We start from the raw sequence: 25449 nt of genomic DNA, 5'->3' as shown, positions 1-25449 counted from the left end.
TCGCTGCTGCACTGGACCCGCCGCATGATCGAGATCCGCAAGCAGAACCCCGCCTTCGGACTCGGCTCCTACACCGAACTGGCCTCCACCAACCCCGCCGTCCTCGCCTTCCTCCGCGAGGCCCCCCCGACGGAGGACGGCGGGGACGACATCGTCCTGTGCGTCCACAACTTCTCCCGCTTCGCCCAGCCCACCGAGCTGGACCTGCGCCGCTTCGACGGCCGCCACCCCGTGGAGCTGTTCGGCGGGGTCCGCTTCCCCGCGATCGGTGAACTGCCTTACCTGCTGACCCTCGCAGGGCACGGTTTCTACTGGTTCCGGCTCGCCCGAGCCGCATCCCGCGTCGGCCGGCGCCTGTGAGCGTGCGCCGAGGAAAGGACGCGTCACCATGCCGAAGACCGCATCTCTGAACCACGGCAGTGCCGTAGGCGTCCGCTCCGGCGGAACGCTCGGGAACCTGCTGCGCGAGTGGCTGCCCCGGCAGCGCTGGTTCGCGGGCAAGGACCGGCCCCTGAACGATCTGCGTCTGCTGTCGATGACGGAGCTGTATCCGGGCTGTCTGCACCTGCTGGTGCAGACCGGCCAGTCCGGCGTGCCCTCGCCGGGCGGCACTCCCCCGCCCGGCGACTGCTACCAGCTGCTCCTCGGTCTCCAGCGGCACCTGTCGCCGCGCCTGGGCCGGGCCCTGATCGGCAAGGTGGAGGAAGGGCCGCTGGCCGGCCTGACGGTGCACGACGCCCTCCAGGACCCCCGCTCGGCACACCTGCTGCTGGAGCGCATGCGGCACCCCGGCCCGCTGGGTCCGCTGACCTTCGAGTCCGACCCGTCGGTGCCGGTGCCGGCCGGTCTGGCGCCGCGGCTGCTGGAGGCGGAGCAGTCGAACACCTCCGTGGTGTACGGCGACGCGTTCATCCTCAAGGTGTTCCGGCGCATCCAGCCCGGGATCAACCCCGACCTGGAGGTGCCGGTCGCCCTCAAGGGGCAGAACTGCGGCCGGGTGCCGGCGCCGGTGGCCTGGTTCGGGACGTCGGACCCGCAGGAGGCGACACTGGGCGTGCTCCAGCCGTTCCTGCCCGACGCCTCCGACGGCTGGACGCTGGCGCTGGACGCCCTCGCCCACGGCGACTCCTTCACGCCGGAGGCCGAGGCACTGGGCCGGGCCACGGCCGAGGTGCACCTCGCCCTGGCCGCGGCCTTCCCGTCCGGTCCGCGCGCCGACAACGTCCGGACGGCGGCGGCGATGACCGAGCGGCTGGAGGCCGCGGCCCACCACGTGGCGGCGCTGCGCCCGTACGTCCCGGGTCTCATCACCGCCTTCGACGCACTCGCCGTCTGCGATCCGGGCCCACCCGCCCAGCGCATCCACGGCGACCTGCACCTGGGGCAGGTGCTGCGCACGGGACGGGAGTGGTTCGTCATCGACTTCGAGGGCGAGCCCTCCCGTCCGCTGGCCGAACGGCGCAGCGCGCACTCCCCGGTGCGGGACATCGCGGGCATGCTGCGGTCCTTCGACTACGCGGCCCGCCAACGCCGGCCCTGGCGTCCGGAGTGGGCACTGCGCTGCCGGGAGGCCTTCTGCGCCGGCTACGCGGCCCGGGCCGGCTGGGACCCCCGCAAGAAGCACGCCCTGCTGCGTGCCTACGAAACCGACCGGGCCGTGTACGAGGTGCTGTACGAGGCCCGGCACCGTCCCGACTGGCTACCCGTACCGATGGCGGCGATCGAACGTCTCGCCGTCCGAGGAGGCTGACCCCATGACTCTGCGCGACACCTCTCGGCCCGAGTCGGGCGGCCCCCGCCCGCGCCGTGGCCGGACGGGCGGCCCCCGCCCGGCCACGGCGCCCCCGCTCGACGCGACCGACCGGGGGCGCCTGCTGGCCGGCGCCCACCACGATCCGCACGCCCTGCTGGGCGCGCACCCGGTGCCGGGCGGGATCGCCTTCCGGGCGCTGCGGCCCTTCGCCCGCTCGGTGGCCGTCGTGGTGGACGGCGTGCGGACCCCGCTCGTGTCGGAGGGGGAGGGCCTCTTCTCGGCCGTCCTGCCGCTCGACGCGATCCCCGCGTACACGCTGCTGGTGGCGTACGAGGGGGCCGAGCAGGAGGTGCACGACCCGTACCGTTTCCTGCCCGCCCTGTGCGAGTTCGACCTGCACCTCATCCGTGAGGGGCGGCACGAGCAGCTGTGGAAGGCGCTCGGCGCGGAGCCGATGACCCACGAGGGGGTGGCCGGCACCCGCTTCACGGTGTGGGCGCCCAACGCCCAAGGGGTGCGGATCGCCACGGACTTCACCTACTGGGACGGCACCGCCTTCCCGATGCGTTCGCTGGGCGCGTCCGGGGTGTGGGAGCTGTTCCTGCCGGGGGTCGGCGAGGGCACCCGGTACAAGTTCGAGATCCACTCGCGCCACGGCCACCGGTTCCTCAAGGCCGACCCGATGGCGCGGTGCGCGGAGGTCCCGCCGGACACGGCGTCGATCGTGCACGCCTCGCACTTCGAGTGGGGCGACGCGGAGTGGATGGCGCACCGGGGCGACGTTCCCGTGCACGTGGCGCCGTTCTCGGTGTACGAGGTGCACCTGCCGTCCTGGCGGCCGGGGCTGACGTACCGGCAGCTGGCCGAGGAGCTCCCCGCGTACGTGAACGACCTCGGTTTCACCCATGTGGAGTTCATGCCGGTCGCCCAGCACCCCTTCGCGGGCTCCTGGGGTTACCAGATCACCGGTTTCTACGCCCCGGCCTCGCGGCTCGGCACCCCGGACGACTTCAAGCACCTGGTGGACGCCCTGCACCGGGCCGGGATCGGCGTGATCATGGACTGGGTGCCGGCGCACTTCCCCAAGGACGACTGGGCGCTGGCGCGGTTCGACGGGGAGTGCCTGTACGAGCCCGGGAACTCCCAGCGGGCCGAGCACCCCGACTGGGGGACGCTGGAGTTCGACCTCGGGCGCACCGAGGTGCGCAACTTCCTGGTGGCGAACGCCGTGTACTGGTGCGAGGAGTTCCACATCGACGGACTGCGCGTCGACGCCGTCGCCTCGATGCTCTACCTCGACTACTCGCGGGACTCGGGGCAGTGGACGCCGAACGTGTACGGCGGCCGTGAGGACCTGGACGCGGTGGCCTTCCTCCAGGAGATGAACGCCACCGTGTACCGGCGCAGTCCGGGTGTGGTGACGATCGCGGAGGAGTCGACGGCCTGGGGCGGGGTGACCCGGCCGACCGACAGCGGCGGTCTGGGGTTCGGGCTGAAGTGGAACATGGGCTGGATGCACGACTCGCTGGAGTACATCGCCAAGGAGCCGGTGCACCGCAAGTACCACCACCACGAGATGACGTTCTCGATGATCTACGCCTACAGCGAGAACTACGTCCTGCCGATCTCCCACGACGAGGTCGTCCACGGCAAGCAGGCGCTGGTGTCGAAGATGCCGGGCGACTGGTGGCAGCGGCGGGCCAACCATCGCGCCTATCTCGGCTTCATGTGGGCCCACCCGGGCAAGCAGCTGCTGTTCATGGGGCAGGAGTTCGCCCAGGGCGCGGAGTGGTCCGAGGCCGACGGCCCCGAATGGTGGCTGCTGGATCCCGGCTACTGCGCGGAGGCCGACCACCGGGGGGTGCGGGACCTGGTCCGCGACCTCAACGCCCGCTACCGGTCGACCCCGGCCCTGTGGCAGCGGGACACCGACCCGGCCGGCTTCCGGTGGGTGCTGTGCGACGCGGCCGACGACAACGTCTTCGCGTTCCTGCGGTACGACGCCGGCGGGCGGCCCCTGCTGTCGGTGAGCAACTTCTCCCCGGTGGTCCGCCACGACTACCGGCTCGCCGTGCCCGACGACGTGCCCGTCTGGTACGAGGCGCTCAACACCGACGCCGCCCGCTATGGCGGCGGCGACCTCACCCACGCCGACGGGATCAAGCCGGAGGACGGGCGGATCACGCTCACGCTGCCGCCGCTCGCCACGGTCTGGTGGACGCCGACGTCCGTGTGAACGGACCCCGACGGGGCAGTCGGGTGCGTACCACCTGCCAGAGAAAGGCCGCATACCGTGCGCACCGTCGGAGTGGAGGAGGAACTCCTCCTGGTCGACCCGGAAACCGGGGAGCCGCAGGCCCTGTCCGCAGCCGTTCTGGCCCGCGCCACGCGGGACCCGGCGAAACCGGACGTGTTCGAGAAGGAACTGCACAACCAGATGCTCGAGTTCGCCACCCATCCCCGGTCGGGGATGGACGAACTCGGCGAGGAGATCGTCCGCATACGCGGGGAGGCGGCCCGGCACGCCGGGGAGATCGGGTGCACGGTGGCGGCACTCGCCACCTCCCCGCTGCCGGTACGCCCCTCCGTCGGCATGAACCGGCGCTACCAGTGGATGGCGGAGCAGTACGGCATCGCCACCCAGGAGCAGTTGGTGTGCGGCTGCCACGTCCATGTGTCGGTCGCGTCGGACGACGAGGGCGTCGCGGTCGTCGACCGGATCCGGCCCTGGCTGTCGGTGCTGTCGGCGCTGAGCGGCAACTCCCCTTTCTGGCAGGGGAAGGAGTCGGGGTACAGCAGCTATCGCAGCCGGGTGTGGCAGCGCTGGCCGTCGGCCGGTCCGACCGAGCTGTTCGGGTCGGCGGAGCGCTACCACCGGCAGGTCGCGGACATGGTGGAGACGGGCACGATCCTCGACGAGGGGATGGTCTACTTCGACGCCCGGCTGTCCGCGCGCTACCCGACGGTGGAGATCAGGGTCTCGGACGTCTGTCTGCACGCGGACACCGCCGTGCTGATGGCGACGCTGGCGCGCGGGCTCGTCGAGACGGCCGCCCGGGAGTGGAAGGCCGGCGAGGATCCGGTGGACCACAGTGTGAGCCTGCTGCGGCTGGCCGGCTGGCGGGCCGCGCGCTCCGGGCTGGCCGGGGACCTGCTGCACCCCGCGACCATGCGGCGCGCGCCGGCCGAGGCGGTGGTGGGGGCGCTGCTGGAGCACGTCGGGGAGGCGCTGGACGACGCCGGTGACCTGGAGCGGGCCCGCGCCGGCTGCGCGCGGTTGCTGCGCGACGGCAACGGGGCCCGCGTCCAGCGGGAGGTGTGGGAGCGCACCGGCAGCCTGCGCGAGGTCGTCACCACGTGCGTCCGCCACACCCAGGGCTAGGGCGCCTCTGACGGATCTCCGTGGCGAGCGCGGAGATCCGTCAGAGGCGCCCTCGGTCCCGTCCTCCCGCTCAGAGCATCAGGACCAGCGCGTACGCCAGGAAGAAGGCCGCGACCAGCACGGCGAGGACGATGATCAGGGTGAGCGGGCCCTTGGCCCAGCCCTTGGGGGGGGTGTGCGTCTCTCGGGGTCCGGCCTCGGGCATGCTGCTCTCCGCGGGCGGGGTCTCGCCCGGGGGAACACCTCCGCCCGGTTCCAGGCCGGTGCTGCGTTCCGGTTCGGGGTCGGGGTTGATGTGCGTCATGCCCTCCGAGTCCCCCGGACCCGCCGAGATCATCAACCGTGCACCGATTCTCCGTTCCCGGCCACAAGCGGTCGCTCCTCGGCTACATTCGACCACCGTCGATAACAGTCCTCAACGGCGGAGTCACACCCCGTACACGTCAGGAGCAGCGCATGCGCGACGTCGCCCTCGCTCCCCCAGCCGCCCCGCCCCTGACCGGAGGGCTCGCCGACAGCGTCTTCGAGACAGCCGCCCGCACTCCCACGCTCCCGGTGCTCGCCCGCCGTGCCGCGGACTCCGACGGCTGGGAGGAGGTGACGGCGATCGAACTGCGCGACGAGGTGGTCGAGGCCGCCAAGGGGTTCGTCGCGTCCGGGATCTCGCCGGGTCACCGCGTGGCCATCATGGCGCGGACCCGGTACGAGTGGTCGGTGCTCAGCCATGCGCTGTGGGCCGTGGGCGCCGAGGTGGTGCCCGTCTATCCGACCTCCTCGCGCGACCAGGTCGAGTGGATCCTGCGGGACTCGGCCTGTGTGGGCGTGGTCGTCGAGGACGAGCAGAGCGTGATGACGGTGGGCTCGGTGTGCGCGACCCTGCCCGCGCTGCGGCACGTCTGGCAGCTGGACAGCGGGGCGCTCGAGGAGCTGGCCCGGATCGGTGAGACGGTCCCGGTCACCACCGTGGACTCGCTGCGCCGCATCGTGATGCCCGACGCGACGGCGGTGATCGCCTACACCTCCGGCACCTCGGGCCGCCCGCTGGGCTGCGCGCTGAGCCACCGCGGCCTCGCCGCCCCCTGCGACACCCTGCTGGCCGGCTGGGGCGAGACGGCGGCGGCGCCGGGGCAGCGGCCGTCCGTCCTGGCGTTCCTGCCGTTCTCCCATGTGTACGGCCTGATGATCCAGGGCCTGTGCGTCCGCGGCGGCATCGTGATGGGCCACGAACCGGACCTCGGCGCGGCCTCGCTCACGGAGGCGCTGCGCACCTTCCGGCCGACGTACCTGTACGCGGTGCCGTCGGTGTTCGAGAAGATCTACAAGAATTTCCTGCGCACGGCCCAGCAGGAGGGACGCGGCGCGCTGTTCGAACGGGCGGCGGAGACGGCCCGGCAGTTCGCGGCGGCCTCCGAACGGCAGCGGCTGGGCCGTGGCTCCGGGCCGGGTCTCGAACTGCGGGTACAGCACGGGCTGTACGAGCGGACCGTGTACCGAAGACTGCGCGCCGCCCTCGGCGGCCGGGTGCACCGCGCCACCTCGGGCGGCTCGCCCCTGCACCGCGACCTGTCCCTGTTCTACGCGGGTATCGGCATCTACGTGCACGACGGCTACGGCCTGACGGAGACCAGCGGCGGGATCACGATGCAGCCGCTGGGCCGGGAGAAGACCGGGACGGTCGGACAGGCGCTGCCGGGCACCGAGATCCGGGTGGCGGAGGACGGGGAGATCCTGGTGCGCGGCCCGTCGCTGTTCCAGGGCTACGTCAACGACGACGGCGCCACCCGGGCGGCGCTGCGGGACGGCTGGCTGGGCACCGGGGACCTCGGTTTCCTGGACTCCGACGGCTACCTCACCCTCACCGGCCGCAAGAAGGACGTCATCATCACCAGCAGCGGCAAGAGCGTGGCGCCGACGGCGCTGGAGCAGCGGCTGCGGATGCACCCGCTCGTCCACCAGGCGGTGGTGGTGGGCGACGACCGGCCCTGTGTGGGCGCGTTGATCACCCTGGATCCGGACTTCCTGGCGCACTGGCGCGCGGGGCTGTCGCTCCAGGGCGACACTCCGAGCCGGGAGGCACGCGAGGAGAACGCCCTGCGGGACGAGATCGGCCGGGCGGTGGCGGCGGCCAACAGTGCCGTGTCCCGCTCGGAGTCCATCCGCGTCTTCCGGGTGCTGCCGGAGCCGTTCGACCCGGCCAACGGGCTGCTGACCCCGTCGATGAAGCTGCGCCGCGACTCGATCGTCGAGCACTACGCGGCCGAGATCGAGACCATGTACCAGGCGCGGGCGCGGCTGCCCCGGCAGAGCGCTCCGGAGGAGGTGCTGAGCTGGGACGACGCGGACGACGTGTTCCGGTGAGCCGCTGCGGGTGGCGGTCGGCGGGCGGGAGTCCCCCGCCCTCGGCCTCGGCCATGCCGCCACTGCCCCTCCCCGGCCCCCGAGCGGCGCGCACGCCGCGTGGCCGGGCGATCACCGCACGTGGTCCGGTGCACGACGCCCGGTGCGGACGCGTAGCCTGCGGCGCCCCGGGAACCCTGGAGAGTGGCGACGTGAGAGAGCCGCACGAGAAAGGACGACGGCCCCGCCGGTAGGGGCCGCAACGACGACATGGCAACCGAGCCCCGTGGTAACGACGCACTGGCCTCCTGGGCGGTCCCGAGCCGCACTGCCCGGTTCCCGGGCGAACCGCAGGACGTGACGGGTGCACGCCTGGCCGCGGAGGCGTTCCTCCGCGACCTGTCCCGGGTGTCCCCGCCCTCGGCACCGGAGTGCTGGCACGACATCGTGCTGATCGTCACGGAGTTGGCCTCGAACGCGGTCCAGTATGCCCCGGGCCCCTTCGACCTGCATCTGCGCCCGACCTTCGACGGGGTGCACGTCACGCTGCACGACACCAGCACCACCGCGCCCGCGCCGCGTCCGTTCCACCCCGACACCGGGGGCGGCGGCATCGGCTGGCACCTGGTCCACACGCTGTGCAGCCAGGTCAGCGTGGTCACCGGCGTCGACGGGAAGGACGTGCACGTCTTCCTGCCCTGGTGACCGCCGTCCCCCGAGCGGGAGGGCGCCGGTCAGGGGATGCCGTCGGGGCCCGGGGGTCCGACGGCCCGGACCGGTACGAAGGCGCTGATCGTCTTCCCGCCGGGCGGCCGGGGGCCGATGGAGATGTCCCGGGCCAGTTCGACGATCAGCGGCCAGCCGTAGCCGTTGATCCGGTGTCCGCCGGGCGGTGCGCCGGCCCCGTACGTCACGGAGGGGACGACGTCGCTGTGGTCGTGCACCGCCACCCGGACGCCGCCGCGCACGGGGGTCACCTCGAAGCCGGCCAGGCCGCCGCCGTGCCGGATCGCGTTGGTGACCATCTCGGACACGACCAGCAGCAGGTCGATCACGTCCTCCTGCCGCGCCGGCCCCGCGGCGGCGCCCCAGTGGGCGTCGACCACCGCGCGCGCGTGGTCCCGCGCGGTCGCGGCGGTCGTCACCGGGGCGAGCACCGGCTCCGTGGGCGCGAGTTCGTCCCCTCTCACGGCTCGGTCACTGTCCCCGGCGGCCGGAGCGCCGGGTCTGCGGCTCGTGGGTCATCGACACCCCGTTCCTCGGTCACGGCACACGACGGCCGGTGGATGGTGGGCACTTGAGCATACGGCGGGCGCCCGCGGCCCGCCGTGCCTCCCCCGGCGGTCAGGCCGTCGCGCTGCCGCGCCGGATCAGCCGGAGATAGTGGTCGCCCACGGCCGTCAGGTAGGCGGGGTCCATCGTCTCGCTGTCCGTGCGGAACCGGGGGGCCTGCTTCACCTCGTCCCCGGTGCAGGCCAGCGCCACGGTGCGGCTCTCCGCCTCGACCGCCCTGACGACGCCCACCGGTACGACCGCGCTCCTGCCGAAGAGCCAGACCCCCGTGTCGACGACCAGGTGCCACATCCCGTGGTGGCCGTCCTCGCGTTCGACGTGGCCTATGGTGCCGTCGGACGCCACCACCCCGTAGCCCGTCAGATCCTGCCCCTCGGCGTGCCCGCTGTCCGTCGGGTAGGACCAGATCCTGTCGATGGTCACGCTGCTCCCTTCTCCCGTCTCCGTTCACCGCAGCGGATACCCGCCCGCCGCGGCCGCATTCGGGGCGTGCGGCCGCCGTCCGCGGCAGGCGGTGTCCCGACGCCGGGACCGGCGCGTCCGGCGGGGCGTGACGGGGGGCCGCGGGGCATGGCGGCGGGAAGCGGGGGCAGACGCGGTGCCACCGACCGGCGACGATCTTGGACAGGTCCGGGCGGGCCCCGACGAACGGAGTGAGCGGCATGGACGCCGTGACGGCACAGGAACCGACGGCCACGGCGGCGCGGCGGGTCGGGGACGGCCCGCGCGCGGGGGCCGCGCTCGTCGGCGTGCCCGCGCGGGTCGGTCCCCGGGACGCGCGGGAGCTGTCGCGCCGCCTCTTCGAGCGGCTGGCGGTCCTGGAGGAGGGCACGCCGGGCCACCAGTACGTGCGCAACACGCTGATCGAGATGAACCTGTCGCTCGTGCGGTACGCGGCGTCCCGGTTCCGCGGCCGGGCCGGCGACGCGATGGAGGACGTCGTACAGGTCGGCACGATCGGGCTGATCAAGGCGATCGACCGGTTCGAGCTGTCCCGGGAGGTCGAGTTCTCCTCGTTCGCCGTCCCGTACATCACCGGCGAGATCAAGCGGTTCTTCCGGGACACCGGCTGGGCCGTGCACGTGCCGCGGCGGCTCCAGGAGGCGCGGGGGGAACTGGTCCGGGCGACCGAGGAGTTGCAGACCCGTCTCGGCCGGGTGCCCGGTACCCGGGAGCTGGCGCGGCTGATGGCGCTGTCCGAGGAGGAGGTCGTCGAGGCGCGCAAGGCCGCCAACTGCCGCACCTCCGCCTCGCTCGACGCGGCCCTCGCGTCCGACGGCGGCGCCGACGGCGAGTCGGTCCTGGCCGACTTCATCGGCGTGGAGGAACCCGCGCTCGCCCGCGTGGAGGACGTCCACTCCCTGGCGCCCCTGGTCGCGGCACTGGACCCGAGGGAGCGGCGGATCCTCCACCTGCGGTTCGTCGAGGAGCGGACGCAGGCCGAGATCGGCAGGGAACTCGGGATCTCCCAGATGCACGTCTCCCGGCTCATCCGCCGTGTGGTGGGACGGCTGCGGGCCGGACTGCTCGGCCCCGACGCCGGCTGAACCCGGCGTTCCACCGAGGGCGAAACGCCTTCGTGTACCCCGTTTTCCGCCGTCCATGCAGGCGCGCGGCAGGTGACGTCACCGACCGCCGGGAACGGCCCGACACTTTGTTCCGTCACGGGCTCGTGGGATAGCCTGCGGCGGATTTCTCTCATCACGCACATCCGTGAACTGCGGAAATGCGCACACCACATGCGGCGCCGTCCACCGGGGCGGCGTGGTTCCGAGCTCCCGTACCGCGGGGGCTCCTGGGGAGCGGAACGAGGATACGCATGACCAGCAACGCTGCCGAGGTCACCGACACGGTCCCGGGCGACCAGGAGCTCAGAAGGCTCCTCGCCGGGCTCACCGCCGTGCGCGACGGCGACTTCGGTACCCGGCTGCCCGCCGACGGCGACGGGCTCATGGGCGACATCGCGACCGTCTTCAACGGCATGGTCGACCAGTTGTCCGTGTTCACCTCCGAGGTCACGCGGGTGGCCCGGGAGGTGGGCACCGAGGGCACCCTCGGCGGGCAGGCGGAGGTGCCGGGGGTCTCGGGCACCTGGGCCGACCTGACGGACTCCGTCAACGCCATGGCGGGCAACCTGACGACGCAGGTCCGCGACATCGCGCAGGTGGCGACCGCGGTCGCCAAGGGCGACCTGTCGCAGAAGATCGACGTGCCGGCGCGCGGGGAGATCCTCCAGCTGAAGGAGACCGTCAACACGATGGTCGACCAGCTCTCCGCGTTCGCCGACGAGGTCACCCGCGTCGCCCGCGAGGTCGGCACCGAAGGACGCCTCGGCGGCCAGGCGCAGGTGCCCGGTGTGGCCGGTGTGTGGCGGGACCTCACGGATTCGGTCAACTTCATGGCCGGGAACCTCACCGCGCAGGTCCGCAACGTCGCCCAGGTGACGACGGCGGTCGCCAAGGGCGACCTGTCGCAGAAGATCACCGTGGACGCCCGCGGCGAGATCCTCGAACTGAAGAACACCATCAACACGATGGTCGACCAGCTCTCCGCCTTCGCCGACGAGGTCACCCGCGTCGCCCGCGAGGTCGGCACCGAGGGACGCCTCGGCGGCCAGGCGGACGTGAAGGGCGTCAAGGGCACCTGGCGGGACCTGACCGACTCGGTGAACTTCATGGCGGGCAACCTGACCGCGCAGGTCCGCAATGTCGCCCAGGTGGCGACGGCCGTCGCCGAGGGCGACCTGTCGCAGAAGATCACCGTGGACGCCCGCGGCGAGATCCTCGAACTCAAGAACACCATCAACACGATGGTCGACCAGCTCTCCGCCTTCGCCGACGAGGTCACCCGCGTAGCCCGCGAGGTCGGCACGGCCGGCAACCTCGGCGGGCAGGCCACGGTCCGGGGTGTCTCGGGCACCTGGAAGGACCTGACGGACAACGTCAACGTGATGGCGTCGAACCTGACCGGGCAGGTGCGGTCCATCGCGCAGGTCGCCACCGCGGTGGCGCGCGGCGACCTGTCCCAGAAGATCACCGTCGAGGCCAAGGGCGAGGTCGCCGCGCTCGCGGACGTCATCAACACGATGGTGGACACGCTCTCGGCGTTCGCCGACGAGGTCACCCGCGTCGCCCGCGAGGTCGGCACCGAAGGACGCCTCGGCGGCCAGGCGAACGTGCCGAACGTGGCCGGCACCTGGAAGGACCTCACCGACAACGTCAACTCGATGGCCAACAACCTCACCGGCCAGGTGCGCAACATCGCGCTGGTGACCACGGCCGTGGCCCGCGGCGACCTGTCGAAGAAGATCGACGTCGACGCCCGCGGCGAGATCCTCGAACTCAAGACGACGATCAACACGATGGTCGACCAGCTCTCCGCCTTCGCCGACGAGGTCACCCGCGTCGCCCGCGAGGTCGGCACCGAGGGACGCCTCGGCGGCCAGGCCGAGGTGGAGGGCGTCTCGGGCACCTGGAAGCGCCTCACGGAGAACGTCAACGAACTGGCCGGCAACCTGACCCGGCAGGTCCGGGCGATCGCCGAGGTCACCAGCGCGGTCGCCGAGGGCGACCTGACGCGTTCGATCAACGTGGAGGCCTCCGGCGAGGTCGCCGAGCTCAAGGACAACATCAACTCGATGGTGGAGTCCCTGCGCGAGACCACCCGGGCCAACCAGGAGCAGGACTGGCTCAAGACCAACCTCGCGCGGATCTCCGGCCTCATGCAGGGTCACCGGGACCTGCCCGTGGTGGCCGAGCTGATCATGGACGAGCTGGTGCCGCTGGTGTCGGCCCAGTACGGGGCCTTCTACCTCGCGGAGGAGGACGGGCGGGGGCCGGAGCTGCGGCTCGTGGGCGCCTACGGCTATCCCGACGACGACGACCGCCCGACCCGTATCCCGTTCGGCCGCTCGCTGGTCGGCCAGGCCGCGCGCAGCCGCCGTACGATCACGGTCGACGAGCTGCCGGCCGGGTACGTCACGATCTCCTCGGGGCTCGGGCAGGTGGAGCCGAGCGCGCTGATCCTGCTGCCGATCCTGTTCGAGGGGCAGGTGCTCGGGGTCATCGAGCTGGCGTCGGTGACCGCGTTCACCCAGATCCACCGGGACTTCCTGGAGCAGCTGCGGGAGACCATCGGCGTCAACGTCAACACCATCGTGGCGAACGCCCGCACCGACGAGCTGCTCGACGAGTCGCAGCGGCTGACCGCCGAACTCCAGGCCCGCTCGGCGGAGTTGCAGTCGCAGCAGGAGGAGTTGCAGCGGTCCAACGCCGAGCTGGAGGAGAAGGCCTCCCTGCTGGTGGCGCAGAACCGGGACATCGAGGCGAAGAACCTCCAGATCGAGCAGGCCCGGCAGGAGCTGGAGGCGCGGGCGCAGCAGCTGTCGCTGGCGTCGAAGTACAAGTCGGAGTTCCTGGCGAACATGAGCCACGAGCTGCGCACCCCGCTCAACAGCCTGCTGATCCTCGCCCAGCTGCTCGCCCAGAACCCGTCGCGCAACCTGACGCCCAAGCAGGTGGAGTACGCGGGCATCATCCACTCCGCGGGCTCGGACCTGCTCCAGCTGATCAACGACATCCTGGACCTGTCGAAGGTCGAGGCCGGCAAGATGGACGTCTCCCCGGAGCGGGTGCCGCTGCGGCAGCTCATCGAGTACGTCGAGGCGACGTTCCGGCCGATGACCACGCAGAAGAGCCTGGAGTTCACCGTCAGCACGGCCGCCGGGGCCCCCGCGGACCTGCTGACCGACGACTCCCGGCTGCGCCAGGTGCTGCGCAACCTGCTGTCCAACGCGGTCAAGTTCACCGAGCAGGGCGGTGTGGAGCTGCGGATCGAGCCGGTGGCCGCCGACCAGGTGCCCCAGGGGGTGGTGCGGGGCGGCACGGTGGTCGCCTTCCGGGTGCGGGACACCGGCATCGGTATCCCGGAGCAGCACCTGGAGACCATCTTCGGCGCCTTCCAGCAGGCGGACGGCACCACCAGCCGCAAGTACGGCGGCACGGGACTGGGACTGTCCATCACCCGCGAGATCGCCCATCTGCTCGGCGGTGCGGTGACGGTGGACAGCACGCCCGGCAAGGGCAGCACGTTCACGCTCTACCTGCCGGTCGCCCGGGTGGACTTCGAGGAGCTGGCCGGCAACGGACGGGCGGTGGAGCGCAGGCCGGACGACGAGCCGGTGCCGCTCGCGTCGCCCGCCTTCGGCGCCCTGCCGCCGGCGCCGGGCGCGTCCGGGCAGAAGCCCCGCCGGCTGCTGGTGGTGGAGGAGCGTCCGCGCGGTCTGCTGACGCTGGTCGCCGAGAGCGTGGTGGCGGACATCGCGCGCGGCCGGGAGGACGGCACCCCGCCGCCGCCGGTCGACATCGTCACCGCCGTCGGGGCGCAGGAGGCGGCCGGGGCGCTGGCCGCCGAGCCGTGCCACTGCGTGGTGCTGGAGCTGGGCATGCCCGGCGCGGAGGCCTCCCGCTTCCTGGAGGCGTTCCAGGGGGACTCGGCGCTGGCGGGTGTGCCGGTCCTGGTGCACAGCGGCCACCGTGCCGACCTGGCCCAGGAGGAGACGCTTCAGTCCCGGGCCGCGGGCCGGCCGCTGGAGTTCCTCTCCAGCCTGGACGAGCTGCGGGAGCGGATCACGCTGCACCTGTCGGCCGAGGAGCCCGGGGACGTGCTGGCCCTGGTCCGGCCGGACGAGCCGCAGCCCGTGGGGCCGCCGCCCGTCGACGACGCCGTCGTGGGCCGTACGGTCCTCGTGGTGGACGACGACGCGCGCAACCTGTTCGCCCTGAGCGGCATCCTGGAGCTGCACGGCATCCGGGTGCTGCACGCGGAGAACGGGCGTGAGGGCATCGAGACGCTGCGCGGCAACCCGGACGTCGCCCTGGTGCTGATGGACGTGATGATGCCGGAGATGGACGGGTACACGGCCACGGCCGAGATCCGTACGATGCCGCGGTACGCGGATCTGCCCATCATCGCGGTGACCGCCAAGGCCATGCCCGGCGACCGGGAGAAGAGCCTCGCCTCGGGAGCCAGTGACTACGTGACCAAGCCCGTCGACACCCACGACCTGATGTCCTGCGTCCGCCGCTGGCTGACCGCCTGAGCGCGGCCGTCCTTCCGAGCGCCGGTCGTCCCGGCCGAGGAGTCATCGCACCGTGAGCATTCCCGAACAGCCGCACGACCGGCACGACGCTCCGGCGGGGCCGGCGCCGTCGGCCTCCGTCTCCCCGGGGACCGGGGACGGGCCGGCACCGCCGGTCCGCAGCGCCGTCGACCCGTCGACCCGGGCGCCGGGCGGCACCGGTCCGGCGTCCCTCGTACCGGCCGGCCCCGACCCGTCGGTGCCGGCGCAGGTGACCACCGCCCCGCCGGCCTCCGCACCGGGGGACGCCCCCGGGTCCGAGGACGCGAGCCCCACCCCGGTGGGCCGCCTCGCGGCCACGGTCGAGCGGCTGCGCCGTGAGGTGCGGGCGGCACAGGCGGAGGCCGAGGGGCGGGCGCTGGTCGAGCTGGCCAAGGGCATCCTGGTGGAGCGGCTGGGCTGCGGTCCGGCCGAGGCCGCCCGGCAGCTCACCGAGCTGGCGGAGCAGGCCGGCACGTCGCCGCTGGAGTTCGCGGTGGACGTCATCAACCAGGCCGCCAAGGACCGGGTGTCGGAGGTGACCGACGCCTTCTTCGCGACCGTCTCGGGCACCGAGGCGCCGGTCGAGACCTCCGCGGCCGTACGGCTGCGGTCCGCGGAGAGCGGGGCGCTGGCGGCGCACGACGCCCAGGCGGTCGCCGACTCGCTGCTCCAGCACGCCCTGGGCCCGCTGGGCGCGGTGGCCGTGGCGATCTGGGCGGCGGGCACCGACGGGTCGCTGACGCTGGCCGGGAGCGCCGGCTTCCCCGCCGGCGAGGCCACCCGCTGGCGCTACGTCCCCCCGGACGTCCTCACGGTGGCCCGCCACGGGCTCACCGAGCGCTCGGGGCAATGGATCGGCTCGCTGGCGCAGACCGGGCTGCCCACCATCGGCCGGCACCTGTACCCCGACGGCGGCCGGGTCGCCCTGCCCGCCGGGACCGGGGGGCGGGTCCACGGGGTCCTGGAGATCGCGTGGCCGGGTCCGCTGGAGCCGCAGCCGCCCCAGGTCGTGCGGCAGGTCGAGGCGCTGGCGGAGCTGTGCGCGCACACGCTCCAGACCTATCCCCGCGGTGCGAGCGCCGACGCGGAGCCGCGGATGCTGCCGGACGCGGCGGAGCTGATGGACCTGGCGGACGGGCTGCACGACCCGGCGCTCGTGCTGGTCCCGCACGTCGACGCGGCGGGACAGCTGGTGGACTTCCGCATCCAGCACGTCAACGACCGGTTCCTGGACCCGGCGGGACGGCCGCGCGCGGTGGTCAACGGCGCGCTGCTGCTGGAGGCGTACCCGATGGCCGCGGGCGGCAGCGACCTCTTCCAGCGCATCGAGCGCGTCCACGCCACCGGCGAGCCGTTCCGCGCCCGCCGGATGAGCCTGACCGCGCTGGTCGACGAGGTGCCGCTGTCGGCGGTCGCGGACCTGAGCATCAGCCGGCACGGCACGTGTGTGCTGCTGATCTGGCGCATCGAGGACGAGACGGCACGGCTGGCGAGCCTGTTGCAGCACGCGCAGCGCCTCGGCCGCATCGGCGGCTTCGAGGAGAACGTGCTGACGGGCGAGACCACCTGGAACGGGCAGATGTTCGCCCTGTACGGGAGGGACCCGTCGAGCGCTCCGGTGCCGCTGGAGGAACTGGCGGCGTACGCCCATCCGGACGACGCGGTGGCCATCGGCCGGTTCCTGCGCACGCTGCTGCACAACCGCCGTCCGGCCTCCGCCGCCTTCCGGCTCCAGCGGCCCGACGGGGTGACCCGGCACATGCGGATCGTCGCCGAGCCGGTGCTGGACACCGACGGCCGGCTGGTCGCGCTGCGCGGGGCCTACCAGGACATCTCGGCCCAGCACTGGACGGAGGTCGCGCTGGCCGCCACCCGTGACCAGCTCGCCCAGACCGAGCAGCACGCGAGCGAGCGCAGCCGGCTGGCGCTCCAGCTCCAGCATGCGATCATGCCGCCCACCCGGCCACCGCTGGAGGCCCCCGGTCTCCAGGTGGCGGTCCGTTACCGGCCCGCCGAGGAGGAGCACTTGGTGGGCGGCGACTGGTACGACGCGGTGGTGCTGCCCTCGCGGCTGGTCATGCTGTGCGTGGGGGACGTGGCCGGGCACGGCATCGAGGCGGCGACCAGCATGGTGGTGCTGCGCAACGCGCTGCGCGGGCTGGCCGTGACCGGAGCCGGGCCGGGCCAGCTGCTGTCGTGGCTGAACATCGTGGCGCACCATCTGACGGGCGCGGTCACGGCCACGGCGGTGTGCGGTCTGTACGACCCGGTCCGGCGGACCCTGCGCTGGGCCCGGGCGGGCCATCTGCCGCCCGTCCTGGTCCGCTCCTCGGGCGCCGTGCCGCTGCCGCTGCTGAAGGGCATGCTGCTGGGGGCGGTGCCGGAGACGACGTACGAGGAGGAGGAGATCCAGCTCGCCGCCGACGACACGCTGCTGATGTACACGGACGGGCTGATCGAGCGGCGGGACCGGTCGGTGGAGGAGTCGCTGACGCACCTGCTGAGCCAGGCCCGCACGGTTCCGCCGACGCTGGACCAGCAGTTGGACCGGCTGCTCACCTACAGCAGGTCCGACACGGACGACGACACCTGCATCGTGGGCATCAGGCTGGGGTAGCGCGGCGTCCTGCGGGTCGCCCACGGGGCGGGTGCATGCGTGGGTGGTTCGGGGGTATCCGCTCGGGCGCGGTGCGAGGTCGAGAGCCGCAGGTGAAGGGGGGAAGCGTCACCGGTCGTGTGGCCGGTGGGGCGTCCCGCCTCCACCCGACTCTCGCGTCGCACCGCAGTCGCCCGCCGGGTCGTACGGCCCGGACCGTCAGTTTTCGGAGGTACTCGTGTCCATCGCCCAGAACCCGCTGTCCGTCGAGGTCACCCTGCCCCGCGACGACGTGGCCCTGGTCACGGTCGAGGGTCATCTGGACCTCGACACCGCGACCGAGTTCCAGGCCCATCTGGCCAACCAGCTCCATCACGGCCGTCGCCACTTCCTGCTGGATCTGTCGGAGGTGCCGTTCATGGACTCGTCCGGTATGAACATCATTCTGCGGGTGTACCAGGAGGCGCGGGAGCTGCCCGGCACCGTGCACGTGATCAATCCCACGCCCGCGGTGCGCCGGGTGCTGGACCTCACCGGGGTCAGCCTCACCGTGCCGGTGTCCGAGAAGGTCGACGACGCCCTGGCGCTCATCGACCGTCCGCAGGCCGCCCCGGGTGGCGAAGGGGCCTGACCGGCCGGCCGCCGCACCCCGCGAACCCGCAGGTGCGCGGCGACCGACGGTCCTCCACCCGGTCGATAGTTGCCGTTTGACAACCATAGGCGCGAGGCAACAGAGTGGGCGGACCACTGACCTGGCCGAACTCCCGTGAGGGGCGGAGCCGTTGGTACGAGGACCGCCCGGCCGTCGAACACGCGTCGCCCCTTCGGGCAGGTGTCACGGCGGCCGCCGCACGAGCGGGTTGCCGGGCCGGAGCGGGGTGTCGTGGGCGATCGGCCCGTGGTTAGGGTTGTCGCCCGGCAAGAGTCACGTCCCCCGTCGTGCGCGGCAGGAGCGCGGCGGCAGGAAGCAGATGAGGAGTGAGGCAGTGCCGGAGCACCAAGCGGCCGCACCGAACGGAACACCGGCCGACGAGATCGGGGCCTTCCTGAGCCGCCGCCGGGAGCAGATCGCCCAGCGGTGGGCCGACGAGACCCTGTTCCGCACCGTGTACACCGTCTCGCGCGAGGAGGCGGTGGAGGCGGGCCGGAGCGTGGCGGACGCCCTGGCCCAGGTCGCCCGCAGCGGCCGGGTCGAGGACTCCGACAGTCCGGGATTCAGCCCGGTGCGCGAGCAGTTGGCGCGGATGACGGCCGCCCGGTCCCGCTCCGGCCGGACCACCGCCCAGGTGTGCGGCGAGGTGGACGCCCTGCGGATCCCCGCCGTCGACCTCCTGCTCGCCGACCTGCCGGACGCGACGGCGGAGCACCTCAGGGACTGCACCACCGCCTTGACCGTCCTCATGGGGACGCTGAGGCTGGTGGTGATGGAGACCGCGCTGACCGAGGCGCGGGCGCTCAGTGACCGGCAGCAGTTGCAGATGCTGGAGGTCGCCACGCCCGTGATCCGGCTGTGGGACGGCATCGTCGCCGTCCCGCTCATCGGCACGCTCGACAGCGCGCGCAGCCAGGTGGTGATGGAGACGCTGCTGGAAGCGGTCGTCGACCAGCAGGCGCGCTTCGCGATCCTGGACATCACCGGGGTGCCGACGGTCGACTCGCTGGTCGCGCAGCACCTGATGAAGACGGTGGCCGCCGTACGGCTGATGGGCGCGGAGTGCGTCGTCTCCGGCATCCGGCCGGCGATCGCCCAGACCATCGTGCACCTGGGACTGGACCTGGGGACCGTGGTCACCCGGGCCGGCCTGGCCGACGCCCTGTCGTACGCCCTGAACGGGCTCGGCGCCGACATCGTGCACACGACGCCCGGTGGTGCGGGTCCACGGTGAACGACCACTTCTCCCCCGCCGGCGCGGTGCCCGTGCCGGTGCTCAGGCTGGGCGACGTCCTGCTGGTCACGCTCCAGGGGGACCTCTACGACGGCACGGCGGAACAACTCCAGCAGGACATCGTGGAGGCGATCGCCGGCAGCCGGGTGACCGGCGTGATCATCGACATCTCGGGCGTGGAGATCGTCGACTCCTTCCTCGGTCGGGTGCTGGCCGAGATCGCGGCGAACGCCCGGCTGCTGGCCGCCCAGACCGTCGTCGCCGGCATGCGGCCCGCGGTCGCCCTCACCCTGGTGGAGCTGGGACTGACGCTCCCCGGGCTGCGGACCGCGCTGAGCACGGAGGCGGCCCTGGAACTCCTCGGCCTGGACGGCGCGTCCGGCCCGCGCGGCCCCCGCCGGGAGCCCCGGTGACCGGGACCGCCGCGGGCATCGAAGCCCGCCTGCCGATCCGCACGGAGCGCGACCTGGTGTGGGTGCGGCAGCATGTGCGGCAGGCCGCCGCCGCGCTCGGCTTCAGTCTGGTCGAACAGACGAAACTGGTCACGGCGGCCAGCGAACTGGCCCGCAACACGCTGGTCTACGGCGGTGGCGGAGAGGTGGACGCGTCGCCCGTCACCGACGGGCACCACCGGGGACTGCGGCTGGTCTTCTCGGACGACGGTCCGGGGATCGCCGACCTGGAGCAGGCGCTGAGCGACGGCTACACCTCCGGCGACGGGCTGGGCCTGGGCCTGGGCGGCGCGCGGCGGCTGGTGCACGACTTCGCCATCGACAGCACGCCCGGTGTCGGTACGACGGTGACGGTGACCTCGTGGGCGGCCCGCCCGCCCCGGCCGCGTGAGGAGTTCTGATGCCGCGCGTGTGGGACGTCCCGGTGCACGACCCGACGCGGGTGCGCGACGCGCGCGTGGCCGCGGAGGAGGCCTCGGCGCGCGTGGGCCTCGGCGAGTCGCGCGCGGCGGCCGCCGCCCTGGTGGCGACGGAGCTGGCCACCAACCTCCTCAAGCACGCCGGCGGCGGCCGGCTGCTCGTGGAGACGGTCGCCCCGCCGGGCGGACAGGGCGGGGCCGTCGTCCAGATAACCGCCGTGGACCACGGGCCGGGCATGGCCGACGTACCGGCCGCGCTGGGCGACGGGTTCTCCACGGCCGGCTCCCTGGGGGCCGGTCTGGGCACCTGCCGGCGGGTGGCCGACGACTTCCACCTGCACAGCGTCCCCGGACGCGGCACGGTGGCCCTGGCCCGCGTCGGCGCGGCCGCGCCGGCGGACGCCGGGGAGCCCGTGCCCGTGCGGGCCGGTGGGGTGAACGTGCCGTTCGCCGGGGACGAGTTCTCCGGGGACGCCTGGACGTGGGTGCGCGCCGACGACCGGTACACCCTCATGCTGGCCGACGGGCTGGGGCACGGCCGTGAGGCGGCCCACGCCTCGACCGCCGCGGTCGAGGAACTGCGCCGCTCGGCCCACCTCGGCCCCGCTCAGGTGCTGCGCCGCCTGGACGGCGCGCTGCGCGGCACGCGGGGCGCGGCGGTCGCGCTGGCCCAGGTCGACGTACGGACCGGACGGCTGCGGTGCGCCGGGATCGGGAACGTGGGGGCCCGGCTGCGCGAGGGGGACTCCTGGCGTCATCTGCTCTCCCGGCCCGGCATAGTGGGCGTGCACCGCCCGGCCACCCTGACCGAGACCGAGGCCGTGTGGGCCCCGGACCGGCTGCTGGTGCTGCACAGCGACGGTCTGCCCAGCCGCTGGGTGCCGCCCTCCGACCCCCTGCTGCCGGCCGCCGACCCGGCGGTGACCGCCGCCGTGATCGTGCGCGACGCCAGCAGCCCCGCCCGCCCGGTGCGTGACGACACCGCCGTGGCCGTCCTGTCCCCGACCCCGGCGGACCGCCCCTGATGCGTACCTGGCAGATCACCTCCGTCACCGACGCGGCGCGCGCCCGGATCGCCGCCGCGCGCCTGGCCGCCGCGTTCGGCGTCGCGCCCCTGGAGCGGACGCGGCTGGCGACCGCGCTCAGCGGACGGCTGCGGCAGTGTCTGACCAAGGGCGGCACCTGGCGGCTCACCCTGGAGACGGCCGACGGGCTGCTGCGGGCCGAGGTCACCCCCGCCCTCGCCGCCGGAGAACCGCCGTGGCAGGTCGCCGTGGACTGCCCCGACCCCGCGGACGCCGCCACCGTAGGGGACCTGACCGCCGACGACCCCGGAGTCCTCGCGGAGGCCCTGCTCGGCGCCGACGAGGACACCGGGCTCGTCCTGGACAGGCTCGCCGAGCAGGAGGAACTGGTCGCCTTCCACCGGGAGGAGCTGCACCAGACCAACCAGGGCGTCCTGGCGCTGCACGCCGAGCTGGACGCCGCCGGACGGGCCCAGCGCGAGGCCTTCGCGGCGGAGCGCGCGGCCCGGCAGGAGGCGGAGAGCGCCCGGCGCCGGCTGACGTTCCTGGCCGACGCCAGCGCGGTGCTGACCGCCTCCCTCAACCACGAGGAGATCGTGCGCCGGCTGCCCGAACTGCTGGTGCCCGAGTACGCGGGCACGGTCGACGTCTGGCTCTTCGAGGACGGGGACGACGACCGCCACCCGTCGGTACCGCACCCGGCGGCCGCCGTGATCGCCGCCCGCACCGGACGGCCCCAGTACGCGGCCGACCACCCCGGCGGTCTGTCCGGCGTGGACGACCAGCCGCCGTCGGCGCTGCATCCCGAGCGGCCGCTGCTGTGCGTGCCGCTGCCGACGCGGCGCGCGCCGCTGGGCGTGCTGACCCTCACCCCGCCCGGCGAGCGCTGGGACCCCGACGACGCCGTCATGCTGATCGAACTGACCCGGCGGGCCAGCACCGCGCTCGACAACGCGCGGCGCTACGAGCACAACCGGGACATCGCCGAGACGCTCCAGCGCGCCCTGCTGACCGAGCTGCCGACCACCCCGGGGCTGCGGCTCGCGGCCCGCTACCTGCCCGCGACGTACGGGCTGAACATCGGCGGCGACTGGTACGACGCGTTCCGGCAGCCCGACGGCAGCCTGATCACCGTGATCGGCGACGTGACCGGGCACGGGCTGCACGCGGCGGTGATGATGAGCCAGCTGCGCACCGCGCTGCGGGCCTACGCCGTGGACGGGGGCAGCCCGGGCGTGCTGCTGACCCGGCTGCACACCTTCCTCCACCACCTCCAGCCCGACCTGTACGCGACGGCCGTCATCGCCCGCTTCCAGCCGGGCGAGCCGGTCCTGACGTGGGCGGCCGCCGGGCATCCGCCGCCGGTGCTGCGCGACCCGGACGGGCGGGTGCGCACGCTGGACGCCAAGCCGGGGGCGATGCTCGGCATCCCGCTGCGGCAGGAGATCGCCGACCACACGGTCCCGCTGGCCCCGGGGTCGACCCTGGCCCTGTACACGGACGGCCTGGTCGAGCGGCGGGCCCACGGCATAGACCCGGGTATCGCCCGGCTCGCGGCGGCGCTCGGCGCGTTCCGCACCGAGGAGCTGGACGCGGACCTGGACGCGTCGGCCGAGCGCATCCTGGACCCGATGCTCAGCGACTCCGAACGCGACGACGACGTCTGTCTCCTGCTGAGCCACATCGACAGCCGGACGGGGTCGGTGACTGTGGGGGCTTGAGGCTTGGGGGTTGGGGGTTGGCCTGGGCCTGATGTCCAGGGGGGCCGGTGTCCGTCAGGCGTCCGTCCCGTCCGTGTTGGCCTGCCGGAAGGCGAAGAGACCGTGCTCCAGGGCGGTGCGCTGCGCCGTCGTCATGCCCTCGAACACGGCCGCCAGCCGGCGGACGCGCCGGTCGGTGACGTCCGCGAGGACACGCCGGCCGTAGGCGGTCAGCACGAGCTGCACCTCGCGCCGGTTGCGTGGCTGCACGGTCCGCTCCAGCAGCCCGGCCGCCTCCAGCCGGTCGCACAGACGGCTCGCGGTGGGCAGACCGATGCCGAGGTGCTCGGCGAGGCCGGTCAGGTTGAGTTCCGGGCTGCGCCGCACCGTTCTCAGGGCGAGCAGCTGCCGGTCGGGCAGCCGGGGCGCGGTCTCCTCGGCCGCCGCCAGCCAGCAGGCCACCAGGCTCTCCACCGCGTCGACGACCCGCCGAGCCGCCGCTTCCCGGGTCTCCCCCCGGTCGTTCCCGGAGCCCTCCGCGCACCCCACGCCGCTACCCTCCGGCCACCGCACTTGTCATGTACGTCGAGCTACCCGAAGGGCCCGGGCGTACACAGGTCCATTGACGGGTACGTCGGTGGCTTCGGAAGAAACGTTCGTCTGCGTGCGCCGCCGGGCTGTTCGTCTGCATGCGCCGCCCGGCTGGCGGAACCGCTCCGGTCGGGATGGGATCGACGGGACCGGCGCCGACGGGACCGATCAGGTGCGAAGGGGCCCTCCGGCGGGCACGCGCATGACGTCGAGGCAGACCGCCCGGAGCCGCAGAAAGGGATGGACATCGTGACACGACCCAGGATCCTGGTGGTGGGTGCGGGCTTCGCGGGGGTGGAGTGCGTGCGGCGCCTGGAGCGCAGGCTCGCCCCCGACGAGGCCGACGTCACCCTGGTGACACCGTTCAGCTACCAGCTCTATCTGCCGCTGCTGCCCCAGGTCGCCTCCGGGGTGCTGACGCCCCAGTCGATCGCCCTCTCGCTGCGCCGCAGCCGCAAGTACCGCACCCGGATCATCCCGGGCGGCGCCATCGGCGTGGACCTCAAGTCGAAGGTCTGCGTCGTCCGGACCATCACCGACGAGATCGTCGACGAGCCGTACGACTACATCGTGCTGGCTCCCGGCAGTGTCACCCGGACCTTCGACATCCCCGGCCTGACGGATCACGCCTTCGGGATGAAGACGCTCGCGGAGGCCGCCTACGTCCGCGACCACGTCATCACCCAGCTCGACCTCGCCGACGCCAGCCAGAACCCCGCCGAACGGGCCTCACGGCTCCAGTTCGTGGTCGTCGGCGGCGGCTACGCGGGCACCGAGACCGCCGCCTGCCTGCAACTGCTCACGCACAACGCGATCAAGCGCTACCCCCGGCTGGACCCGGGCCTGATCAAGTGGCACCTCATCGACATCGCCCCGAAGCTGATGCCGGAGCTGGGCGACCGGCTCGGCCGCAGCGCCCAGGAGGTGCTGCGCCGGCGCGGGATCGAGATCTCGCTGGGGACGTCCATCGCCAAGGCCGGTCCCGAGGAGGTCACCTTCACGAACGGGCGGGTGGTCCCCACCCGCACGCTGATCTGGACCGCCGGTGTCGTGGCCAGCCCGCTCATCGCCACCCTCGGCGCGGAGACCGTCCGCGGGCGCCTGGCCGTCACGTCCGAGATGTGCCTGCCGGGCCAGGACGGGGTGTTCGCGCTCGGGGACGCCGCCGCGGTGCCCGACGAGGCCAAGGGCGAGGCGGGCGCGGTCTGCCCGCCCACCGCGCAGCACGCCATGCGGCAGGGCCGGGCCGTCGCCGACAACGTCATCGGGACGCTGCGGGGCCAGGGGATGAAGCCGTACGTGCACAAGGACCTCGGCCTGGTCGTCGACCTCGGCGGCACCGACGCGGTCTCCAAGCCCCTCGGCGTGGAACTGCGCGGACTGCCCGCGCAGGCCGTCGCCCGCGGGTACCACTGGAGCGCGCTGCGCACGGGCGTCGCCAAGGCGCGGGTGCTGACGAACTGGACGCTCAACGCGATCGCGGGCGACGATTTCGTGCGCACCGGCTTCCAGGCGCGCCGGCCCGCCAAGCTGAAGGACTTCGAGTACACGGACAGCTATCTGACGCCGGAGCAGGTGCGGGCACACGTGGAGGGCACGCGGCCGCCCGGGGACGGGTGAGCCCGGGCGGGTGCGGGGGCGCCGGAGGACTCCGATAGGTTCGGTGGGGTCGTGAGGTCGCAGGTCTGCGGGTCTGCGGGTCTGCGGTCCTCGGGTCTGCGGGTCCTCGGGTCTGCGGGTCCTCGGGTCTGCGAGCCTGCGGGTCTGCGAGCCCGCGGGTCCTCGGGTCCTCGGGTCCTCGGGTCCTCGGGTCCTCGGGTCCGCGGGTCCGCGGGTCCTCGGGTCCGCGGGTCCGCGGGTCCTCGGGTCCGCGGGTCCTCGGGTCCGCGGGTCC

General features: G+C 73.3%; 20 protein-coding genes. 16 read left to right on the top strand and 4 right to left on the bottom strand.

What is annotated here, in order from left to right; translation table 11 throughout:
• From ACFYWQ_RS20950 to ACFYWQ_RS20935, 4 genes are all read left to right on the top strand, one after another.
• A partial coding sequence (locus ACFYWQ_RS20950; protein WP_389518310.1) for an alpha-glucosidase C-terminal domain-containing protein occupies positions 1–360 on the top strand: 360 nt, incomplete at its 5' end.
• 28 nt (positions 361–388) lie between these two features.
• Positions 389–1750, top strand: a complete 1362-nt coding sequence (locus ACFYWQ_RS20945; RefSeq protein ID WP_389518309.1) for a maltokinase — start codon at positions 389–391, stop codon at positions 1748–1750.
• A gap of 4 nt (positions 1751–1754) precedes the next feature.
• On the top strand, positions 1755–3989 hold the full coding sequence (glgB, locus tag ACFYWQ_RS20940) for a 1,4-alpha-glucan branching enzyme (RefSeq protein ID WP_389518308.1): 2235 nt from the start codon (positions 1755–1757) through the stop codon (positions 3987–3989).
• A gap of 57 nt (positions 3990–4046) precedes the next feature.
• Positions 4047–5135, top strand: a complete 1089-nt coding sequence (locus tag ACFYWQ_RS20935) for a glutamate--cysteine ligase (protein WP_389518307.1) — start codon at positions 4047–4049, stop codon at positions 5133–5135.
• 70 nt (positions 5136–5205) lie between these two features.
• On the opposite strand, the gene ACFYWQ_RS20930 is transcribed toward ACFYWQ_RS20935, so the two are convergent.
• On the bottom strand, positions 5206–5439 hold the full coding sequence (locus ACFYWQ_RS20930) for a DUF6480 family protein (RefSeq protein WP_389518306.1): 234 nt from the start codon (positions 5437–5439) through the stop codon (positions 5206–5208).
• A 152-nt stretch (positions 5440–5591) separates the two neighbouring features.
• Here ACFYWQ_RS20930 and ACFYWQ_RS20925 point away from each other — a divergent pair, with 152 nt between their 5' ends.
• Both ACFYWQ_RS20925 and ACFYWQ_RS20920 read left to right on the top strand, forming a co-directional pair.
• Positions 5592–7493, top strand: coding sequence for an AMP-dependent synthetase/ligase (locus ACFYWQ_RS20925; RefSeq protein ID WP_389518305.1), 1902 nt, complete (start codon positions 5592–5594; stop codon positions 7491–7493).
• A gap of 249 nt (positions 7494–7742) precedes the next feature.
• The gene (locus tag ACFYWQ_RS20920) at positions 7743–8177 is read left to right on the top strand and encodes an ATP-binding protein (protein WP_389518304.1); all 435 of its coding nucleotides are present in this window, start codon (positions 7743–7745) and stop codon (positions 8175–8177) included.
• Between the two features lie 29 nt (positions 8178–8206).
• On the opposite strand, the gene ACFYWQ_RS20915 is transcribed toward ACFYWQ_RS20920, so the two are convergent.
• Together ACFYWQ_RS20915 and ACFYWQ_RS20910 are read right to left on the bottom strand one after the other, a co-directional pair.
• On the bottom strand, positions 8207–8662 hold the full coding sequence (locus ACFYWQ_RS20915; RefSeq protein WP_389518303.1) for an ATP-binding protein: 456 nt from the start codon (positions 8660–8662) through the stop codon (positions 8207–8209).
• Positions 8663–8816: 154 nt separating this feature from the next.
• A complete protein-coding gene (locus ACFYWQ_RS20910) occupies positions 8817–9188 on the bottom strand; it encodes a PRC-barrel domain containing protein (protein WP_389518302.1) in 372 nt (123 codons plus the stop codon).
• Between the two features lie 239 nt (positions 9189–9427).
• On the opposite strand from ACFYWQ_RS20910, the gene ACFYWQ_RS20905 reads away from it, so the two are divergent.
• The 9 genes from ACFYWQ_RS20905 to ACFYWQ_RS20865 all read left to right on the top strand — a co-directional run bounded on the left by ACFYWQ_RS20905 (position 9428) and on the right by ACFYWQ_RS20865 (position 22985).
• Entirely contained in the window at positions 9428–10312 is an 885-nt protein-coding gene (locus ACFYWQ_RS20905) for a SigB/SigF/SigG family RNA polymerase sigma factor (RefSeq protein WP_389518301.1), read from the top strand.
• Between the two features lie 272 nt (positions 10313–10584).
• On the top strand, positions 10585–14865 hold the full coding sequence (locus ACFYWQ_RS20900; protein ID WP_389518300.1) for a HAMP domain-containing protein: 4281 nt from the start codon (positions 10585–10587) through the stop codon (positions 14863–14865).
• A 250-nt stretch (positions 14866–15115) separates the two neighbouring features.
• Complete coding sequence (locus tag ACFYWQ_RS20895; protein ID WP_389518352.1) at positions 15116–17503, top strand: SpoIIE family protein phosphatase; 2388 nt, start codon at positions 15116–15118, stop codon at positions 17501–17503.
• A gap of 217 nt (positions 17504–17720) precedes the next feature.
• Positions 17721–18113 carry an STAS domain-containing protein gene (locus tag ACFYWQ_RS20890; protein WP_389518299.1) on the top strand — a complete coding sequence of 131 codons (393 nt, stop codon included), beginning with the start codon at positions 17721–17723 and terminating at the stop codon, positions 18111–18113.
• Between the two features lie 355 nt (positions 18114–18468).
• Positions 18469–19368: an STAS domain-containing protein gene (locus ACFYWQ_RS20885; RefSeq protein ID WP_389518298.1), complete on the top strand. Its 900-nt coding sequence runs from the start codon at positions 18469–18471 to the stop codon at positions 19366–19368.
• The gene (locus tag ACFYWQ_RS20880; RefSeq protein ID WP_389518297.1) at positions 19365–19781 is read left to right on the top strand and encodes an STAS domain-containing protein; all 417 of its coding nucleotides are present in this window, start codon (positions 19365–19367) and stop codon (positions 19779–19781) included. The genes ACFYWQ_RS20885 and ACFYWQ_RS20880 overlap by 4 nt, the downstream gene beginning before the upstream one ends.
• On the top strand, positions 19778–20221 hold the full coding sequence (locus ACFYWQ_RS20875; protein ID WP_389518296.1) for an anti-sigma regulatory factor: 444 nt from the start codon (positions 19778–19780) through the stop codon (positions 20219–20221). Before ACFYWQ_RS20880 ends, ACFYWQ_RS20875 begins: the two co-directional genes overlap by 4 nt.
• Positions 20221–21264, top strand: coding sequence for a SpoIIE family protein phosphatase (locus ACFYWQ_RS20870; protein WP_389518295.1), 1044 nt, complete (start codon positions 20221–20223; stop codon positions 21262–21264). Before ACFYWQ_RS20875 ends, ACFYWQ_RS20870 begins: the two co-directional genes overlap by 1 nt.
• Positions 21261–22985, top strand: coding sequence for a PP2C family protein-serine/threonine phosphatase (locus ACFYWQ_RS20865; protein WP_389518351.1), 1725 nt, complete (start codon positions 21261–21263; stop codon positions 22983–22985). Before ACFYWQ_RS20870 ends, ACFYWQ_RS20865 begins: the two co-directional genes overlap by 4 nt.
• A 54-nt stretch (positions 22986–23039) precedes the next feature.
• On the opposite strand, the gene ACFYWQ_RS20860 is transcribed toward ACFYWQ_RS20865, so the two are convergent.
• Positions 23040–23513 carry a MarR family winged helix-turn-helix transcriptional regulator gene (locus tag ACFYWQ_RS20860; protein WP_389518294.1) on the bottom strand — a complete coding sequence of 158 codons (474 nt, stop codon included), beginning with the start codon at positions 23511–23513 and terminating at the stop codon, positions 23040–23042.
• Between the two features lie 282 nt (positions 23514–23795).
• On the opposite strand from ACFYWQ_RS20860, the gene ACFYWQ_RS20855 reads away from it, so the two are divergent.
• Positions 23796–25175, top strand: a complete 1380-nt coding sequence (locus ACFYWQ_RS20855) for an NAD(P)/FAD-dependent oxidoreductase (RefSeq protein WP_389518293.1) — start codon at positions 23796–23798, stop codon at positions 25173–25175.
• The last annotated feature ends 274 nt before the right edge of the window (positions 25176–25449 follow it).

This window comes from Streptomyces sp. NPDC003247, from assembly GCF_042888135.1.
Classification (GTDB): Bacteria; Actinomycetota; Actinomycetes; order Streptomycetales; family Streptomycetaceae; genus Streptomyces.
This window is presented reverse-complemented; position numbering and strand designations above follow the sequence as displayed.

What these genes read in the sequence shown, in the direction of transcription:
- ACFYWQ_RS20945 (WP_389518309.1), top strand. Translation starts at nt 389, where the DNA reads ATGCCGAAGACCGCATCTCTGAACCACGGCAGTGCCGTAGGCGTCCGC.
- glgB (WP_389518308.1), top strand. Translation starts at nt 1,755, where the DNA reads ATGACTCTGCGCGACACCTCTCGGCCCGAGTCGGGCGGCCCCCGCCCG.
- ACFYWQ_RS20930 (WP_389518306.1), bottom strand. Translation starts at nt 5,439, where the DNA reads ATGACGCACATCAACCCCGACCCCGAACCGGAACGCAGCACCGGCCTG.
- ACFYWQ_RS20925 (WP_389518305.1), top strand. Translation starts at nt 5,592, where the DNA reads ATGCGCGACGTCGCCCTCGCTCCCCCAGCCGCCCCGCCCCTGACCGGA.
- ACFYWQ_RS20920 (WP_389518304.1), top strand. Translation starts at nt 7,743, where the DNA reads ATGGCAACCGAGCCCCGTGGTAACGACGCACTGGCCTCCTGGGCGGTC.
- ACFYWQ_RS20905 (WP_389518301.1), top strand. Translation starts at nt 9,428, where the DNA reads ATGGACGCCGTGACGGCACAGGAACCGACGGCCACGGCGGCGCGGCGG.
- ACFYWQ_RS20900 (WP_389518300.1), top strand. Translation starts at nt 10,585, where the DNA reads ATGACCAGCAACGCTGCCGAGGTCACCGACACGGTCCCGGGCGACCAG.
- ACFYWQ_RS20870 (WP_389518295.1), top strand. Translation starts at nt 20,221, where the DNA reads ATGCCGCGCGTGTGGGACGTCCCGGTGCACGACCCGACGCGGGTGCGC.
- ACFYWQ_RS20855 (WP_389518293.1), top strand. Translation starts at nt 23,796, where the DNA reads ATGGACATCGTGACACGACCCAGGATCCTGGTGGTGGGTGCGGGCTTC.